Source organism: Streptomyces sp. KR55, assembly GCF_052245645.1.
Classification (GTDB): Bacteria; Actinomycetota; Actinomycetes; order Streptomycetales; family Streptomycetaceae; genus Streptomyces; species Streptomyces flavusporus.
In genome coordinates this window covers 1-1,618 of sequence record NZ_JBQQCE010000874.1, presented here as the reverse complement: position 1 = coordinate 1,618, position 1,618 = coordinate 1, and the positions used below count along the sequence as shown (strand labels likewise).

Annotated in this window: 2 protein-coding genes; both read left to right on the top strand. The window is 71.3% G+C overall.

Annotation, left to right across the window (positions count from 1 at the left end; translation table 11 throughout):
* The first annotated feature begins 117 nt into the window (after positions 1-117).
* Positions 118-678 carry a hypothetical protein gene (locus ACTWQJ_RS51150; RefSeq protein ID WP_443313161.1) on the top strand — a complete coding sequence of 187 codons (561 nt, stop codon included), beginning with the start codon at positions 118-120 and terminating at the stop codon, positions 676-678.
* The coding region (locus ACTWQJ_RS51145) for a peptidoglycan-binding domain-containing protein (protein WP_443313160.1) at positions 675-1,618 on the top strand (944 nt) is incomplete at its 3' end. The genes ACTWQJ_RS51150 and ACTWQJ_RS51145, both read left to right, overlap by 4 nt.

Sequence of the window (1,618 nt, the reverse complement as noted above, 5' to 3'; positions counted from 1 at the left end):
CCCCCCCGCCGCCGTCTTCCCTGGTGACGCGCGTCCGCAGCGGCCGGACGGCGGTCCCGTCGGAACGGCCCCGCTCTGTATCCGCCGTGTGACCGGACGCCGCGTAGAACTTCTCCCATGCCCATCACACACAAGCGCCTCAGCGCCCACACCCTTCTTGCCGTCTCCGCCCTCCTGGCCGGCGCCCTGCTCACCGGCTGCTCCGACGAGGACTCCTCGGAGAACGCGTCGAGTTCGTCGAGCGCCTCCCCGAAGAGCGGATTCGAGCAGGCCCTCGCCCACGCCGCGTGCATGCGCGAGAACGGGGTGCCCAACTACCCCGACCCGAAGGAGGACGGCAACGGCCGGGTCCAGATCGTCCCGGGTGAGGGCGTCGACCCGAACGACCCGAACTACCAGAAGGCCATGGAAGCCTGCCGTGACCTCATGCCGCAGGGTCAGCAGGCCCGCGGCGGCGGTGAGATCGACTCCGCGAAGGTCGCGGAGTGGGCCAAGTGCATGCGCGAGAACGGCGTGCCCAAGATGGAGGACCCGAAGATCGAGGGCAACCAGCTCATCGTCGACGCCGAGGCCGCCGGTGTCAGCCCGGGCGACCCGGCCTTCAACGAGGCCCAGCAGAAGTGCATGGACAAGAACCCCGGTGGTTCCCTCATGCTCCGCAGGGGCGGTGGCGAGTGACCAGCATCGACGAGGCCGACGGCCGGCAGGCCACCGGCGATCCGCCCGGAGCCCTGGAACTGCGCCCCTCCGACGAGGTGACGAGCGGTACGCCGGACGAACTGCCGGGTGTACTCGCGGCACAGGACGACGACGCCAACAGCGTCCAGGCGTCGGCCGAGACCCGCCGCAGGCGGCGCCCGGTACGCATGTCGATGATCGTGCTGATCGCGATCGCCGTCGCCGCGGCGGCCGGCGTGGCCGCCACCGGCGCACTGGGCGGGGACGGCGCCGGCGACGGCGCGAGCGCCGCCCCCTCCGGACCGGTGGCGACGGCGAAGGTGCAGCGGACCACGCTCACCAGCACCGAGACCGTGGACGGCAACCTCGGCTACGGCGAGGAATCCGTGGTCCGGGCCCCGGCCTCCGGCGCCGCCGACGGGCAGTCCGCACCGGGCGGTCAGCCCGCACAAGGCGACTCGTCCTCCGGCGGTGACGGTTCCGGCATCGTGACCTGGCTGCCCGACGACGGCACGACCATCGAGCGCGGCGAGACCGTGTACAAGGTCGACCAGGAGAAGGTCCCCCTGCTGTACGGCTCCACGCCCCTGTACCGGACGCTGCGGGACGGCAGCGAGGGCAGCGACGTGAAGATGTTGGAGGAGAACCTCTCCAAGCTCGGCTACGACGGCTTCACGGTGGACGACGAGTTCACCTCCACCACCGCCGACGCTGTCGAGGAGTGGCAGAACGACCTGGACCGGGAGGAGACGGGGACGCTGAGCCCCGGTGACGCGGTGGTCGCCGACGGCGCCCGCCGCGTGGCCAAGACGCAGCTCTCCCCGGGTGACGCCCTGAGCGGCGACATCCTGAGCTGGACCGGTACCGAGCGGCTCATCACGGTCGACCTCGACGTCGACTACGAGGACCAGGTGGAGAAGGGCACCAAAGCCACGGTGAC

Excerpts from the sequence above, each read along its gene's own strand:
- ACTWQJ_RS51150 (WP_443313161.1), top strand. The coding sequence starts at position 118 with ATGCCCATCACACACAAGCGCCTCAGCGCCCACACCCTTCTTGCCGTC.